This window comes from Streptomyces hundungensis (assembly GCF_003627815.1).
In the GTDB taxonomy this organism is placed as follows: domain Bacteria; phylum Actinomycetota; class Actinomycetes; order Streptomycetales; family Streptomycetaceae; genus Streptomyces; species Streptomyces hundungensis_A.
Genome location: NZ_CP032698.1, coordinates 5,927,033 through 5,941,705 on the forward strand (window position 1 = coordinate 5,927,033; position 14,673 = coordinate 5,941,705).

At 73.6% G+C, this 14,673-nt stretch carries 12 protein-coding genes and 1 pseudogene; 7 read left to right on the forward strand and 6 right to left on the reverse strand.

All coding sequences use genetic code 11. The annotated features are described in order from the left end of the window. Nucleotides 1-430: 430 nt before the first annotated feature. Both DWB77_RS26200 and DWB77_RS26205 read right to left on the reverse strand, forming a co-directional pair. Nucleotides 431-1,474: a rod shape-determining protein gene (locus tag DWB77_RS26200; protein WP_120723663.1), complete on the reverse strand. Its 1,044-nt coding sequence runs from the start codon at nt 1,472-1,474 to the stop codon at nt 431-433. Between the two features lie 240 nt (nt 1,475-1,714). Continuing rightward, nucleotides 1,715-2,281: a hypothetical protein gene (locus DWB77_RS26205; RefSeq protein WP_174248625.1), complete on the reverse strand. Its 567-nt coding sequence runs from the start codon at nt 2,279-2,281 to the stop codon at nt 1,715-1,717. A 147-nt stretch (nt 2,282-2,428) separates the two neighbouring features. On the opposite strand from DWB77_RS26205, the gene DWB77_RS26210 reads away from it, so the two are divergent. Next, the gene (locus DWB77_RS26210) at nt 2,429-3,127 is read left to right on the forward strand and encodes an SCO2400 family protein (protein ID WP_120723665.1); all 699 of its coding nucleotides are present in this window, start codon (nt 2,429-2,431) and stop codon (nt 3,125-3,127) included. A gap of 71 nt (nt 3,128-3,198) precedes the next feature. Here the strand turns inward: DWB77_RS26210 and DWB77_RS26215 are convergent, their stop codons facing one another. Next, a complete protein-coding gene (locus DWB77_RS26215; protein WP_120723667.1) occupies nt 3,199-3,621 on the reverse strand; it encodes a MarR family winged helix-turn-helix transcriptional regulator in 423 nt (140 codons plus the stop codon). A gap of 175 nt (nt 3,622-3,796) precedes the next feature. Between DWB77_RS26215 and DWB77_RS26220 the strand changes: the two genes are divergently transcribed. The 4 genes and pseudogenes from DWB77_RS26220 to DWB77_RS26235 form a co-directional block, all read left to right on the forward strand. After that, nucleotides 3,797-4,825, forward strand: coding sequence for an NADP-dependent oxidoreductase (locus DWB77_RS26220; protein ID WP_120723669.1), 1,029 nt, complete (start codon nt 3,797-3,799; stop codon nt 4,823-4,825). A gap of 182 nt (nt 4,826-5,007) precedes the next feature. Then, nucleotides 5,008-5,433, forward strand: coding sequence for an organic hydroperoxide resistance protein (locus tag DWB77_RS26225; RefSeq protein WP_120723670.1), 426 nt, complete (start codon nt 5,008-5,010; stop codon nt 5,431-5,433). A gap of 56 nt (nt 5,434-5,489) precedes the next feature. Further along, nucleotides 5,490-6,452 (forward strand): prolyl aminopeptidase, encoded by a 963-nt coding sequence (gene pip / locus DWB77_RS26230; RefSeq protein ID WP_120728264.1) that lies wholly within the window; start codon nt 5,490-5,492, stop codon nt 6,450-6,452. Nucleotides 6,453-6,541: 89 nt separating this feature from the next. Beyond that, a pseudogene (locus tag DWB77_RS26235) lies at nt 6,542-7,303 on the forward strand (EI24 domain-containing protein); the annotation flags it as partial. Nucleotides 7,304-7,570: 267 nt separating this feature from the next. Here DWB77_RS26235 and DWB77_RS26240 read toward each other — a convergent pair. Beyond that, entirely contained in the window at nt 7,571-8,494 is a 924-nt protein-coding gene (locus DWB77_RS26240; RefSeq protein WP_120723674.1) for a LysR family transcriptional regulator, read from the reverse strand. 49 nt (nt 8,495-8,543) lie between these two features. Here DWB77_RS26240 and DWB77_RS26245 point away from each other — a divergent pair, with 49 nt between their 5' ends. Further along, a complete protein-coding gene (locus DWB77_RS26245; protein ID WP_120723677.1) occupies nt 8,544-9,353 on the forward strand; it encodes an NAD(P)-dependent oxidoreductase in 810 nt (269 codons plus the stop codon). Between the two features lie 508 nt (nt 9,354-9,861). Here the strand turns inward: DWB77_RS26245 and DWB77_RS26250 are convergent. Further along, nucleotides 9,862-11,058 (reverse strand): pyroglutamyl peptidase, encoded by a 1,197-nt coding sequence (locus tag DWB77_RS26250; RefSeq protein WP_120728266.1) that lies wholly within the window; start codon nt 11,056-11,058, stop codon nt 9,862-9,864. Between the two features lie 117 nt (nt 11,059-11,175). Beyond that, nucleotides 11,176-11,814, reverse strand: a complete 639-nt coding sequence (locus DWB77_RS26255; protein ID WP_120723679.1) for a TetR/AcrR family transcriptional regulator — start codon at nt 11,812-11,814, stop codon at nt 11,176-11,178. Nucleotides 11,815-11,984: 170 nt separating this feature from the next. On the opposite strand from DWB77_RS26255, the gene DWB77_RS26260 reads away from it, so the two are divergent. Continuing rightward, nucleotides 11,985-14,432, forward strand: a complete 2,448-nt coding sequence (locus DWB77_RS26260) for a glycoside hydrolase family 3 protein (RefSeq protein ID WP_246033640.1) — start codon at nt 11,985-11,987, stop codon at nt 14,430-14,432. Nucleotides 14,433-14,673 lie beyond the last annotated feature (241 nt).

Consider the following 14,673-nt stretch of genomic DNA (forward strand, 5'->3'; position numbering starts at 1 on the left):
GGTTGGGGGTGCCCGGTTCGGTGGCGGCCGGGTGTTCGGGGTTGGGGGTGCCTGGTTCGGTGGCGGCCGGGTGTTCGGGGTTGGGGGTGCCTGGTTCGGTGGCGGCCGGGTGTTCGGGGTTGGGGGTGCCTGGTTCGGTGGCGGCCGGGTGTTCGGGGTTGGGGGTGCCTGGTTCGGTGGCGGTCGGGTGTTCGCCGCCGGGGGTGCCTGGTTCGGTGGCGGCCGGGTGTTCGGGGGCGGGGGTGCCCGGGTCGGTGGCCGTCGGGTCCTGGGGGGCGGCCGGGTGCGGGTTCGGCGGGGTGTCGGAGGTGGGGCGGGACGGGCGGCGCCGGCCTCCCGGCTCCGCGCCGCCCAGCCCCTCCGCTTCAGTCATCCTTCGAGGATTCCGCACCCCGGCCGTCCGTCCCGGCAGCCACGGTTGTCGTGCCGGTCACTCGGCCATCGGGGCGGGGGCCAGCGCCATCGGCTGGATCGTCCCCTCCAGCATCGAGCCGAGGCCCAGGATCGCGCAGACGTCGGGCCGCTCGGCGATGTGGACCGGCATGCCCGTGGAGTCGCGCAGCATCTGGTCGAGGCCCGGGAGCAGGGCGCTGCCGCCGACCATCATGATGCCCCGCTCGGCGAGGTCGGCGACCAGGTCGGGCGGGCAGTCGCGGAGCACCTTGCCGATGCCGTCGAGCACGGCGGTCAGCGGGGTGTGGATGGCGTTGCGCACGGCGGCCGTGTCGACCAGGACCGAACGGGCCAGACCGGTCGCGACGTCACGGCCGTGGATCTCGGTGGACGCGGGCCCCTGCGAGGTCAGGCCGTTGCCGCGCAGCGCGAGTTGCAGCGGGCGCACGGACTGGCTGGGCAGCATCAGTTCGTGCTGGTGGCGCAGGTGCTGGATGACCGCGTGGTCGATGGCCTCGCCGCCGACGGGGATGCGGACGGCCGTGACGATGGCGCCGAGCGAGAGCACGGCGATCTGGGTCGTGGCGGCCCCGCACACCATGATCATGGTGGCGGTGGGCTGCTCGACCGGGAGCCCGCAGCCGACGGCGGCCGCGATCAGGGTGTCGACCAGCTCGACCCGGCGGGCACCGAGGCCCACCAGGGTCTCCATCGCGGCGCGCTGCGCCAGCGGGTCGCTGTCGTGCGGGGTGCAGGCGGCGGCGCGCAGCCTCGGCTTGCGGCGCAACTGGCGGCGGAGCTTCTCGCCCAGGAGATGACGCAGCATGCGCTGGGCCATCTCGATGTCGACGACGGTGCCGCCGGACACCGGGCGGGCCACCCGGATGTAGTCGGGCGTGCGGCCCGTCATCTGTTCGGCGAAGGCGCCGACGGCGATGAGCGCGCCGGTGCGGGTGTTGACGGCAGCCACGCTCGGCTCGTCCACGACGAGTCCGGCTCCCTTGACGTAGACCCGGGTTCTTGCGGCCCCGAGGTCGACGGCAACATGGCAACGGCGCAACTGCTCAAGACTGACGGTCACGGCAGATCCTCCCGAGAGCGGTACTTAGTTCGCATCATGCGACCGCGCGGGGGCCGACGCGCGCTGGGATGCGCCGGTAGGGGGCATACGAGCTGACGACCAGCCAGAAAGCGGACACGGCGCAGGTCAAGCGCGCCGGCGGTGGCTAGCTGCCCGGACGTCGCAGCAGCCCACCCCGCCCGGCGCGCCCTGTCGGTGCCTTGCCCGACGGCGGGTCGAAGACCTCCCTCGGGCTCCGCCTCAGGGCAGCAGTCGCTGGAGCAGCCCCCAGGTGAACTCCGCGACGCGGGTCCCGCCGCCGGGCAGGGTGATCGAGAGCTGCCACCGCGTGGGCGCCGAGCCCTCCATCGGGCGGGCCGGGGGGAAGGCACGGGCCGCCTCGTCCACCGTGCACGACCACGGCCGCAGATCGTCCTCCCCGCGCAGCTCGGGGCCCGGTATGCCGGGGGCCCGGACCAGCCACTCGTTCCACACCGCGCCCCCCGGCCCGGCCAGCACCTCGAACCGGAGCCCGGGCCAGAGCGGCACCGGCCACAGGTGGGCCTCGCAGTCCAGGTCCCCGATCCGGCGCGGCGCCACCGACTCGGGCGCCCCGAGCACCGAGCGGTAGCGGGACAGCGCGCCGCGCGAGCGGGCCGAGCGGACCATCGCCTGCCAGCGCCTGTTGGCCTCGCGCATCTGCGCCACGGAGGCGCCCAGCTCCAGCCGCGCCTGCTCGACGAGGCCCGGCTGGTGGTCGGACATCCGCCGCAGCAGCACGAGTTGGAAGTCCAGCGGACCGAACGGCCGCATCACGATTTCCGTCATGACGTCCATCCTGCCCGGCCCCACTGACAACGCCCCGGTCCATGGCGATTCGTCACGCGGCCACGCCCAGGAGGCGGCTCTTCCGCACAAGATCCACACATCTCCGGCCCCTTATGTTGCCCGGCCGCCGCATAGCCTCCCTGGGCCATGGATTACTGCCACTCCTGCCGACGGCACCTCAACGGCGCACTGGCCTGCGCCGGTTGCGGAACACCCGTGGAGGCGCTGGCACCCGCGCCCGACGACGAGCTCCTGGTGTACGCCGGTGCTCCCACCGGCGTCGCGGAGGTGCCGGCGCCGCCCGGTCATCGCCGCGCCCGCAAGGGCCGCCGGGCCCGGCGAAAGCGGGGCAAGGTGATCCTGTTCGGCTCGGCCGGTCTGGTGCTGGTGGCCGGGGCGGTGGGCATGGTGCAGATGGCGATGGAGCCGCCCGTCGACGACCGGGCGTCCTCCGTGCAGGAGGACCAGACGATCTCCGACCCCCAGCCGCTGCCGTCGGGCAGCGCGGCGGGGCCGCCCTCGAAACCCGCGGCGAGACCGGTGTCCTCCAAAGGGCACGCCCGGGGTCCGGGCTCCGGCCCCGGCTCCGGCCCGGCCACCGGGGCGCCCGCGCCCGGCGGGGCCGCGAGCGAGCCGCCCCGCGACGGCGCCTCGCCGAAGACGTCGTCCTCGGCCGCTCCCGGCCCCGGGCCCTCCTCCTCCGTACCGATGGATCCGGCTTCGCCGGGAGCCTCCGATTCACCCGGACCGGGCGAGCCCAGCCACTCCGAGCAGCCCCCGCCCCCGCCGCCGCCCTCTCCCACCCCGACCAAGACCTGCCACCGGTTCCTGTGGTGGTGCACCTGAGCACGCAGGGCTGATCGCCCGGCATCCCCTTGAGCTGATCGCCCAGCATCCGCCAGGGCTAGTCGCCAGGGCTAATCGCCCAGCATCCGCTTGAGCAGATCCCGCAGCACCGTCCGCTCCCGTGTCGACAGTTCGGCCAGCGGTTCCCTCGCGAAGTTCAGGGACGCGCGCAGATCGGCCGCGGTCGCCAGGCCGTCGGCGGTGGGGGCGGCCAGTTTGACGCGGCGGTCCAGCGGGTCGGGGCGGCGCTCCACCAGGCCCCGCGCTTCGAGGCGGTCGACGATGCCGGTGATGTTGGACGGCTCGCACTTCAGCTTCTGGGCGATCCGCCGCATCGGCATCGGCTCCAGGGAGAGCAGCCCGAGGACCCGGGCCTGCGCGCCGGTGAGGGAGTGCTCGGCGGCGGCCCGCTCGTACTCCTCGTAGTAGCGGGCGACGACCGTGCCGATCAGCTCGATCACTTCGAGGCTCAGGGGATCCGTTCGAGGGGCCATGCGCCGAAGCCTACCCAGTTACTTGACAATCTCAAATATCTGGGAGCATTGTTCTTTCAGTACCTGAAGTATTCGGGGCGCCCGGCGCACCGGCGCAGCCGGCCGGCGCTCATGGGTACCGGTACCGACGTACCCGATGTATCGATCAGCTTTTGCTCGCAGGAGGACGCACCCCATGGCCACCTCGTCCGCACTCCCCGCCACCAGCCGTGAATGGCACCTCGTCGCCCGCCCGAACGGCTGGCCCGTGCCGTCCGACTTCGCGCTGCGGGAGACCCCCGTCGCCGAGCCGGCGCCCGGCCGCATCCTGGTCCGCAACCTCTTCATGTCGGTCGACCCGTACATGCGCGGCCGTATGAACGACGTGAAGTCCTACGTCCCGCCGTTCCAGCTGGAGCGGCCGATGGACGGCGGCGCGGTCGGTGAGGTCATCGCCTCGAACGACGACGGGTTCGCCGTCGGCGACCAGGTCCTGCACGGGCTCGGCTGGCGCGAGTACGCCGACGTCGACGCCCGGCACGCCACCAAGGTGGACGGCGCGCTCGCCCCGCTCTCCGCCTACCTCGGGGTGCTCGGCATGCCGGGCCTCACCGCCTACGCGGGCCTTCTGGAGGTCGCCTCCTTCAAGGAGGGCGACGCGGTGTTCGTCTCCGGCGCGGCCGGCGCCGTCGGCAGCCAGGTCGGCCAGATCGCCCGGCTCAAGGGCGCCTCGCGCGTCATCGGCTCGGCCGGCTCCGACGAGAAGGTCAAGTGGCTGGTGGAGGAGCTCGGCTTCGACGCCGCCTTCAACTACAAGAACGGCCCGGTCCTCGACCAGCTGCGCGCGGCCGCCCCCGACGGCATCGACGTGTACTTCGACAACGTCGGCGGCGAGCACCTCGAGGCGGCGATCTCCGCCCTCAACGTGCACGGCCGCGCCACCATCTGCGGCATGATCGCGGGCTACAACGACACCGAGCCGACCCCCGGCCCGCGCAACATGGCGATGGTCATCGGCAAGCGGCTGCGCCTCCAGGGCGTTCTCGTCGGCGACCACTACGGCATGCAGCAGCAGTTCGTCGGCGAGGTCGCCGGCTGGCTGGCCTCGGGCGAGCTCAAGTACAGCGAGACCGTCGTGGACGGCATCGAGAACGGCGTCGACGCCTTCCTCGGTATGCTGCGCGGCGCGAACACCGGAAAGATGGTCGTCTCGCTCGGCGAGTAGTTCCGAGCGGGAGCGCGCCGCTTGCGTCCTCCTGGGTCCAGGTACGCGGCGAGGAGCCCGTCACGCCCGCGCGTGACCCATCGCACACTCCGCCTCACGGTTTCCGCGATCCGATAAGGTTTTTCCACATCCCGGCGGCCGTGAGGCGCGAGCGGCCGCGTACCCAGGAGGAGCACCCCAGCATGTCCATTCAGAAGTCCGAGGTCCTCTACACCGCCGTCGCCACCGCCGAGAACGGCCGTGACGGCCGCGTCTCCACCGACGACGGCCAGTTGGACGTCGTCGTCAACCCGCCGAAGGAGATGGGCGGCAGCGGCGCGGGCACCAACCCCGAGCAGCTCTTCGCCGCCGGCTACAGCGCCTGCTTCCAGGGCGCCCTCGGCGTCGTCGCGCGCAACGAGAAGGCCGACATATCCGGCTCGACCGTCACCGCGCACGTCGGCATCGGCAAGAACGACGACGGCTTCGGCATCTACGTCGAGATCACCGCGACCATCCCGAACGTGGACCGCGCCACCGCCCAGGACCTCATCGAGAAGGCCCACCAGGTCTGCCCGTACTCCAAGGCGACCCGCGGCAACATCACGGTGAACCTCGCCGTCGCGTAACCGGCACCTCGAAGGACCGCGCCCCGGTGGCGCGGTCCTTTGCCATGCTGGGCCGCATGACCTTTCCCGAGACAGCCCCGTACGACCACGGCACGCTCGACACCGGTGACGGCAACCTCGTCCACTGGGAGGTGTGCGGAAACCCCGGCGGAAAGCCGGCCGTCGTGGTGCACGGCGGGCCCGGCTCGGGAGCGGGGCCGTCCTGGCGCCGCTACTTCGACCCGGCGCGCTACCGCGTGGTCCTCTTCGACCAGCGGGGCTGCGGCCGCTCCACGCCGTCCGCCGGTGAGGCGACGACGGACCTCGCCACCAACACCACCCACCATCTGATGGCGGACATGGAGCAGCTGCGCGAGCACCTCGGCATCGCCAAGTGGCTGGTGTTCGGCGGGTCTTGGGGCGCCACGCTCGGACTCGCGTACGCGCAGGCTCACCCGGACCGGGTCAGCGAGGTCGTCCTCTTCTCGATCGCGACGACCAGCCGCGCCGAGGTGGACTGGATCACCGAGGGGGTGGGGGGCCACTTCCCCGAGGCGTGGGCCGAGTTCCGCGACGCGGCGCGGCCCGGCGAGGGCGAGCGACTGGTCGACGCGTACGCCCGGCTGCTCGCCGACCCCGATCCCGCCGTACGCGAGGAGGCCGCCCGGAACTGGTGCCGCTGGGAGGACACCCATGTGCGGGCGCCCGGGGCGCGACTGCCCGAGAGCTTCGGCGGTTCGCGGTACGCCGACCCCGCCTTCCGGATGACCTTCGCCCGGCTCGTCACCCACTACTGGCGCCATGCGGCCTGGCTCGAAGACGGTCAACTCCTGCGCGGCGCAAGCGAGTTGGGGAAGATACCCGGGGTGCTCATCACCGGCGGGCAGGACCTCAGCTCCCCGCCCGACCCGGCCCGCGCCCTCGCGGACCGCTGGCCGGGCTGTGAACTGCTGGCGATCGACGACGCGGGCCACGGCCTGAGCCACGCGGACATGGGTGCGGCGGCCCAGGACGCCCTCGACCGGTTCGCCCGCTCCTGAACGAGCGCCGTTCAGGCACGGCGGGGGGTGCGGGGAGCGGGGCCCCCTGCGGGTCGGCCCCGCACCGGCCGCCGGATAGGGTCGGCGACATGCGTGATCTAGGGGCGGGCTTCGGATATCTGGTCAAGGGACAGCGGTGGGCCGCCGGGCACGGCAGGTCGCTCGGCGTCGGCCTGCTGCCCGGCCTCATCACCCTCGTCCTGTACGTGGGCGCGCTGATCGGGCTCGCCTACGGCGCCGACGACTTCGTCGGCTGGGCGACCCCGTTCGCCGACGACTGGTCCTCGCCCTGGCTCGGCCTGTTCCGCGGCTGCCTGACCGCGCTGGTCTTCGCGCTCGGCCTGTTCCTCGCGGTGATCTCCTTCACCGCCGTGACCCTGCTCGTCGGCCAGCCCTTCTACGAGAAGCTCTCCGCCGACGTCGACCGGTCCGAGAGCGGTGGCGCGGCCCCCGAGTCGGGCCTCTCGCTCGGACGCGAACTGTGGATCTCCGCCCGCGACTCCCTGCGCATCCTGATCAGGGTCGGGTGCTACGGCGTCCTGCTCTTCGCGCTCGGCTTCGTTCCGGTGATCGGCCAGAGCGTCATTCCGGCCATCGGCTTCTGCGTCACCGGGTTCTTCCTCACCGAGGAGCTGACGGCCGTCGCCCTCCAGCGCCGGGGCATGGAACTGCGGCCCCGCCTGGCACTGCTGCGCTCGCGCCGGCTGCTGACCCTGGGCTTCGGCGTGCCGCTCGCCGTCGCCTTCGTCGTCCCGCTGGTCGCCATCTTCCTGATGCCGGGGGCGGTCGCGGGCGCGACGCTGATGGTGCGGGATCTGCTCGACGAGTCGGACGCGGACGATCAAACGCGGGGCGCGGACGACGAAACGCGGGGCGGGGACGGCGAAACGCGCCGCGCGGGCGACGAAACCCGACGCGCGGACGGCGAAACGCGCCGCGCGGGCGACGAAACCCGACGCGTGGGCGGCGAACCTCGACGCGTGGGCGGCGAACCTCGACGCGTGGGCGGCGGACTGCGGCGCGCGGACGGCCAGTCGCCGGGCGCGGGCGCGATGGGCGACGGTGACCCGGCCCGGACCCCGCCCGCCCTCTGAACCGCCGGACACCGGAGCCCGCCGTCACCTGGCGGCGACGTCATCCATCAACTCCCGCGCCGATCGCCGCAGTTGGGCCAGGAAGGCGGACGTGGCGGGGGAGTGGGTCAGGCCGCGCGGGGTCGCCGCGTAGACCGCCCGGCGGGGCACGTCCTCGGGGTGGACCCCGGCCAGCGTGATGTCGGCGCGTACCGAATCGGCGGCGAGCGCCGGGAGCAGGGTCACCCCGAGGCCCGCCGCGACGAAGCCCTGTTTGGCGATCCAGTCCTGGACGACATAGGCGGTACGTGGCCGAAAGCCCGCCTCGGCGGCGGAGCGCAGCAGGGTGTCCTCGGGCCGCGCCGACCCGGCCACCCACTCCTCGTCGGCGAGCTCGGACAGCCTCACCTCGCCCCGGCCCGCGAGCCGATGGCCCTGGGGCAGGGCGACGTACATGGGCTCGTCGAGCAGATGGTGCAGGGTGCAGCCGTCCAGGGACTGGCCCGCCGTGTCGCTGACCACGGCCACATCGAGGTCCCCGGCCGCGAGCAGCCGCAGATGCTTGGCCGAAGGGCCCTCGGTGCGGGCCACGCTCACCCCCGGCCGCAGCGCGCGGAACGCGGCGAGGGCGCGGGGGAGCAACGCCGCGTCGGCCGTCGCGAACGCGCCGATCCGCAACAGTCCGCCGTCCAGGGTGCGCAGCGCGTCGAGTTCCGCGCGGGCCGCCGTGAGCCGGTCGCGTACCGCCTCGGCGTGCGGGAGCAGCACCCGTCCGGCCTCGGTGAGCCGGACGCCCCGGGGTAGCCGGTCGAAGAGCCGCGCCCCCAACTCGGTCTCCAGGGACTGGACTTGACGCGACACCGCCGACTGGGTGTAGCCGAGCGAGGCGGCGGCCGAGGTGAAGGAGCGGTCGGCGGCGACCCGCAGGAAGACCTCATACAAGCTATGCGTGACTGGCATGGGAGTCATGCTAGACATTCGCTTGTCGCATGGTTCGGAGTCTCATAGCGTCTGAGCCATGACAACGACGACGATCGCTTTTCTCGGACTCGGCGGCATGGGCACGCCGATGGCCACCCGGCTCCTCGACGCAGGACACTCGCTGACCGTATGGAACCGCACGGCCGCCCGGGCCGAAGGGCTCGCGGCCCGGGGCGCGGCCGTCGCCGCCACCCCCGGCGACGCGGTCCGCTGTGCCGATGTCGTCATCAGCATGCTCGCCGACCCGGCGGCCGTGGCCGCGGTCGTGACGAGCGCGGCGCCCCAACTGCGGCCGGGCACCCACTGGATCGAGATGTCGACGATCGGGCCGGACGCCGTGCGCGACCTCGCCGGACTCCTGCCCGAGGGCGTGACCCTCCTGGACGCGCCCGTGCTCGGCAGCGTCGACAAGGCGGCCGCGGGTGAGCTGGGCGTCCTGGTGGGCGGTGAGGCGGACGGCGTCGAGAAGGTGCTCGGCGCGCTGGGCACCGTGACGCGCTGCGGGCCGCTCGGCTCGGCCGCCGCGCTCAAACTGGTGGTCAACACGGCCCTGGTCGGCGGTGTGGTCGTTGTCGCCGAGGCGCTCGCCCTCGCCGACCGCCTCGGCGTGCCCGCCGCGATGGCCGAACGGACGCTGCTGGCGAGCGCGTTGGGCGGCGCGGCGCGGCGGGCGCTGGCCACCGAGGCGGCCTTCGCCACGGCGCTGGCCGCCAAGGACCTCGCGCTCGCCACCGCGACGGCGCCGCTTCCGGTGCTGGGCGCGGTGCATGACCGGCTCGGCGCGTATCCGGAACTGGCGGCGCGGGACCTCGCGCGTGCTGCGGACCGTATCCGCGCCGGGGGGTGAGGCCGGGGGGCGATCGGGCGGCGCCGCAGCGCGTGGCTGCCCGGTGCTGCGGGTCGTGGTCGCTTCTTGCGCAGTTCCTCGCGCCCCCAAAACCCCGTTTTCGTCTGCGGGCCGTGGGTGGCTGGTCGCGCAGTTCCCCGCGCCCCTAAACCCTCTCGCACCTGCGGGCCGTGGTCGCTTCTTGCGCAGTTCCTCGCGCCCCCAAAACCCCGTTCTCGTCTGCGGGCCGTGGGTGGCTGGTCGCGCAGTTCCCCGCGCCCCTGGCAGGGCTGGTGCCGGGCATGGGACACCTCCTGGCGGGGTCGGTGTCGGGTGGGGGCTAGGGCCTGTCCGGCGGATCTTGTCTGGGACGCGGGGGCCTGGCACGCCCATCTGCCGCGTTGTCGTCGGTTGCCGACGCTCCGCGTCGTCGCCCTCCTCCGCCTTGCATCTGGACGCACCAGGCCCCCGCTCACCAGGACGCAGAAGCCGAGCCCTGCGGGAGGCGACCAGATCCGCCGGACAGACCCTAGCGGGTGGCCGCTCGGATGATCGCTCGTATCTGGGCGACGATGTCCAAGCGGTTGCGCACGAACTGGGGGTCCGTCACCGAGCCCGTGGCCGGGTCGGTGTTGGCCGGGCCGAACTCCAGGACCGGGGCGTGTACATGGCCGCCCGGGACGGAGAGCCCCAGACGGTCGCGGAGCAGGGTGGCGCGGTAGGCGATCTCGTTGGAGAGGTAGTCGCCGCCGCCCCCGGCCCGCGCGGTCGAGCCCGGAGTCGGCCCGTCCGGGCGGTCCACCGGCTCCGACCCGCCGGCCGGGATCTCGGTGACGTCGGTGTGGTCGTACACCGGGAAGCGGCCGGTCGCGCCCGCCACGATGTCCTGATACGGGAGCGTCGTGCGGGTCCACTGGGGCTGGGACGCCGGGTCGCTCACCGGGACCGGCCCGGTGCTCGACGCGTTGTCGTTGTCCGGGAAGCCGCCCCGCCAGGCGCCGTTGAACCGCTCGACGTCGATCCGGCCGACGCGGCCCTGGCTGACCGTGGTGAAGGCGTCGACCTTCGGCAGCACCGGTGTCAGGGCCCGCTCGACCACCCCGTCCGCGAAGTCCTGCCAGCGCACCGGGAACGTCATGGTCTCGATCCGTGCGAGCTGCCCGTCGGCGGTGCGGATCCAGGTGCCGTCCAGGGCCAGCGCGGTCGCCCCGGACGGGTTGCTGATCCGGATGTCGCGGTCCAGCGTGAACGGGTCGAAGCCGGTCAGCAGGATCCGCTTGTAGCCGCCGCCCGCGGGGTAGTTGACGCTGGTCTGTCCGCGCGAGGTCTGCTCCAAGCGGTCCAGGAGGGCCGCGCGGCTCGCCTGGGTGAGAGTGAACTCGGGCTGCCAGAGCCGCAGTTCACGGGTGAGGCCGAGCCTGGCCCAGTACAGCGGGCGGTCGTCGTCGCGGCTCAGGTCGCCACCCGCGGGCCCCCTGCCCTGCACCCGGTCCACCGCGCGCCGCCACAGCCCGCTCCCCTCGCGCTCGACCAGGCGCCGCGCCGCCTCGTAGGACCGCGCACCGGCCAGCTCGCGGGCGAACCCCGGGGCCACACCGGCGAATCCGCCGCGCTCCAGGATCTCCTTGGCCGCCGGCCGCTCAAGGCGCTGCTCCTCCACGGTCGCCTGCCCGGGCCCGGTCGCCGCCTGCGCGGGGGCCGGGCCGAGCAGCGTGCAGAACGTCATCGCCGCCAGCGCGCAACCCAGCCGCGCCACCCGTACACGTCGTCGCACCACAGATCCTTCCGTCGAAGTCCGGTGGCGCCCAGTATTCGCAAGGAAGTCCCCAGTGAACAGGGGGGCTTATGAGCCGTCCGAGCCGTCCGAGCCGTCCGAGCCGCCCGGTCCCTCCGGGCCGCCAGGTCCCTCCGGGCCGTACAGCAGCGTCATGAAGTCGCGGAAGGCGTCGGCCATGTCCACCGCGTCCGGGTCGAGCAGCCACTGGAACTGGAGGCCGTCCATCACCGCCGCCAGCAGCGGCGCCGCACGCTCGGGCGTGAGCCCGCCGGGCAGCAGGTCGCCGAACTCGGCGCGCAGCACCCCCGCCATCTCCTGGCGCACCTGGGCGTAACGGCGGGTGAAGAAGGGGCGGGCCGGGTGCTCCTCGGTCACGGACTCGCCGAGCAGGGCCGAAAACGTCCCCACGATGCCGGGCCGCATCGCGTTGTACTCGACCAGCGAGGCGAGGAGCTCCAGGCGCCAGCCGCCGGGGGTGGCCCGCCGGCCCCCGGTGTCCCACTGGTCCCGCTCCTCCAGGACGGCCAGGAGCAGGGCCTCCTTGGTGGGGAAGTAGTGCAGCAGGCCCTGCTGGGTGAGGCCGACCCGCTCGGCCACCGCGCCCAGGGACGAGCCCCGGTAGCCGCGTTCCGCGATGACCTCCAGGGCGGCCCGCAGGATGTCCGCGCGCCGCTCCTCGCTTCTGGCGCTCCTGGTCCTCGCCATGTCCGCCCCCGTTTCGTGCCGTCCGTCGATGGTCCGAGAGGACCGTACGGCATCCAGTACGGCATCCCGTACGGCAGTCAATTGTCACGGAAGTATAACTAACCCTACCGCTCTACAGGCGAACCGGTCACGATGGTCCCAGCAGCGGACTTCTATGAGGAGGTACGACCGTGGCCGGCACACCCGTTTCCACGCCCGACTACAGCGAGGTCGTCGAGGCGGCCCTCGGCAGGCTCGATCTGGAGGCCAAGGCCCGGCTGCTCGCCGGGCAGGACATGTGGTCGCTGCCCGCGCTGCCCGAGATCGGGCTCGGCTCGCTCGTCATGTCCGACGGCCCGATCGGGGTGCGCGGGGTCCGCTGGAGCGCGGACGACCCCTCGATCGCGCTGCCCTCGCCGACCGCGCTCGCCGCGACCTGGGACCCGGACCTCGCCCGCCGCGCCGGGGTGCTGCTCGCCCAGGAGGCCCGCCGCAAGGGCGTCCACGTCCTGCTCGCGCCGACCGTCAACCTGCACCGCTCGCCGCTCGGCGGCCGCCACTTCGAGTGCTACTCCGAGGACCCCTGCCTCACGGGCGAGATCGCCTCCGGTTACGTGGGCGGCGTCCAGAGCGGCGGCGTCGGCACCACCGTCAAGCACTTCGTCGCCAACGACGCCGAGACCGACCGCTTCACCGTCGACAACGTCGTGGCCCCCCGCCCGCTGCGCGAGCTCTACCTCGCCCCGTTCGAGACCATCGTGGAAAACGCCCACCCCTGGGGCATCATGTCCGCCTACAACCAGGTCAACGGCACCACCATGACCGAACACCACCACCTCCAGAGCGAGGTGCTGCGCGGCGAATGGGGCTTCGACGGGTTCATCGTCTCGGACTGGATGGCCGCCCGTTCCACCGTCGGCGACATCCTCGGCGGCCTCGACGTCGCCATGCCGGGCCCCCGCACCGTGTACGGGGACGCGCTCGCCGCCGCCGTCCGCAAGGGCGAGGTGGACGAGTCGGTCGTCGACGACGCCGTACGCAACGTGCTGCGGCTCGCCGCCCGCGTCGGCATCCTCGACGGCGTCGACGGGGCCGTCACCGAACTCCCCGCCGCCCTCGACGGCCCGGCGCTCGCCCGCGAGGTGGCCCGCCGCTCCTTCGTCCTCGTACGCAACGAAGGCGGTGCCCTGCCCGTCGACCCGGACCGCATCGGCACGGTGGCGCTCAGCGGCGCCGCGGCCCGCGATGCCCGGGTGCTCGGCGGCGGCTCCGCCACCGTCTTCCCCGAGCACGTCGTCTCCCCGCTCGACGGCCTCACCGCGGCGCTGCCCGCGGGCGCCCTGACGTACAGCGTCGGCGCCGACCCGAGCGACGAACTCGCCCCCGCCGACCAGGGGTTCACGCTCCGCGCGGTCTGCCACGACGCCGACGGGAACGTCCTGGGGGCCGGATCGCTGCCCAGCGGCCAGGTCCAGTGGATCGGCGACGACCTGCCCGCCGGGGTCACCCACGAGGCGCTGCACTCCGTCGAGGTCACCGGCACCTTCACCCCGCGCGAGAGTGGCGAGCACACCTTCGGCACCCGGGGCATCGGCGCGTTCGCGCTCACCGTCGACGGGCGCGTCCTGTGGGAGGGCAGCCAGTCCCCGCGCGACGGCGCCGACCCGTTCGAGGCGTTCTTCGGCGCCCCCGCCGAACGCGGGCGCGTCCACCTCACCGAGGGCGAGACCGTCGAGGTGTCGCTCCTGCACACCGTGCAGGGGCCGGCCGGCGCCCCGCTCACGGCCGTGATGTTCTCGCTCACCCACCTCGGCCCGCGGCGCGACCCGGACGAACTGATCGCCGAGGCCGTCGAGGCGGCGCGGGCGGCCGAGCTCGCCGTGGTGGTGGTCGCCACCACCGACCGCGTCGAGTCCGAGGGCTTCGACCGGCGCGATCTGCGCCTTCCCGGGCGCCAGGACGACCTCGTCCGCGCGGTCGCCGCCGTCAACCCCCGGACCGTCGTGATCGTCAACTCCGGCTCCCCGGTGGAGCTTCCCTGGCGCGAGTCCGTGGCGGCGGTGCTCCTGAGCTGGTTCCCCGGCCAGGAGGGCGGCGCCGCCCTCGCCGACGTGCTGCTCGGCCACGCCGAGCCCGGCGGACGCCTGCCCACCACCTGGCCGGCCGCCCTCGCCGACGCCCCCGTCACCGAGGTCCGCCCGACGCGGGGCCAACTCCCTTACTCCGAGGGCCTGTTCATCGGCTACCGGGCCTACGACCGGCACGGGGTGACCCCCGCCTACCCCTTCGGGCACGGGCTCGGCTACACCACCTGGGAGTACGAGTCCCTGGAGGTGACACCCACCCACGCCAAGGTCCGGGTCCGCAACACGGGGGCCCGGGCCGGCCGCGAGACCGTCCAGATCTATCTGGCACCCGTCGCCGACCCGGTCGAGCGCCCGCGGCGCTGGCTGGCCGGGTTCGCCTCCGTGGCGGCGGACGCGGGCGTCGCGGTGGAGGTCGATATCCCGCTGCGCGGGCGGGCGTTCGAGATCTGGGACGAGGGGGAGGGGGCGTGGCGCTTCGTGCCCGGGCCGTACGAGGTGCGGGCGTGCCACTCCCTGGAGGATGTTCGCCTGGCGGCGGTGCTGGGGATTTAAGGGGGGTTCGGCTCTGCGCACCGGCCAGGGGGCGACTCCCAGCCCCCCCCCGCGAGCAGCTCCCCCAGCCCCTCCCGGCCGCGGCCCGGGGCCCCGTTTTGCGCAGTTCCCCGCGCCCCTAAACCCTCTCGACCCTGCGAGCCGTGGCCGCTTCCCGCGCAGTTCCCCGCGCCCCTAACCCCCCGGTCATGTGCGGGCCGTGGTCGTTTTTTGCGCAGTTCCCCGCGCCCCCAAAGCCCGT